Source organism: Vibrio sp. 2132-1, from assembly GCF_033344315.1.
The window spans coordinates 1-762 of the sequence record NZ_JAWPON010000257.1; the positions used below are offsets into that span (position 1 = coordinate 1).

A 762-nucleotide genomic window follows, 5' to 3' on the forward strand; every position below is an offset into this window, starting at 1 on the left:
CGAAATAGAAAAGACGACAGGCTAATGGTTCTGCGTAAAACTCTTCGGCGTTTCTAGCGTTCTTGCCTTTGATTTTTACATCTTGATAGCAGGTACCACCGTTGGTGTCTGCGCTATCTAAAGTGCTTGATAACAAACATTTACCTGATGGATCGGTAACTTGAAAATAATACAAACCAGCAGGCAGTGCTGCGGCTGTTCTTGGGGCGTTAGGCCCTGGGCCTCCATCTAAAAATACTTCTTGTTTAGACTCGTAGCGGACATTTTCATTGACGATATCACCAGCAGGTGTCGTCGTGAATATTGCGCCATCTAATCTAGCGAAAGCTGGTACAGCAAACATGATAGCTAACGAAGATATCGCAAGAGTTGTTGTCCTTAATTTGGATAAAAACCTGTTGATATTCATTTTTTGCTCCTGTGTCATCATGAGTGACGACACAGGATACAAAGGCAAAGAGTATGCCTATTTTAACTTATTGATTTAAAAGAGCCTTACATGACGTGTTTTATATGAAAAAGCTAAGTAAATGATATGCCGTGATTTCGTTGTTACACTGTGTTGCGTTACACATGTACACATTGTCAGATGTTGATATTGTACTTCTTAATCAGCCGATAAAGTGTTGTTCTAGAAATACCTAGATGGCGTGCGGCTGCACTCATATTGTGTTTATTTTCTTCGATGGCCTGTAACAAATAGTCGAGGTCAATTTGATCAACAGAAGGGAGTAATTGCCTTTCACTGTTCTCAAGCCCTAA

The 762-nt window shown here is 40.4% G+C and carries 1 protein-coding gene and 1 pseudogene; both read right to left on the reverse strand.

Annotation, left to right across the window (positions count from 1 at the left end):
* A pseudogene (locus tag R8N47_RS24780) lies at positions 1-409 on the reverse strand (hypothetical protein); the annotation flags it as partial.
* A 176-nt stretch (positions 410-585) separates the two neighbouring features.
* Positions 586-762, reverse strand: a 177-nt coding sequence (locus R8N47_RS24785; RefSeq protein WP_140087018.1) for a helix-turn-helix domain-containing protein, incomplete at its 5' end; no start/stop codon positions are given.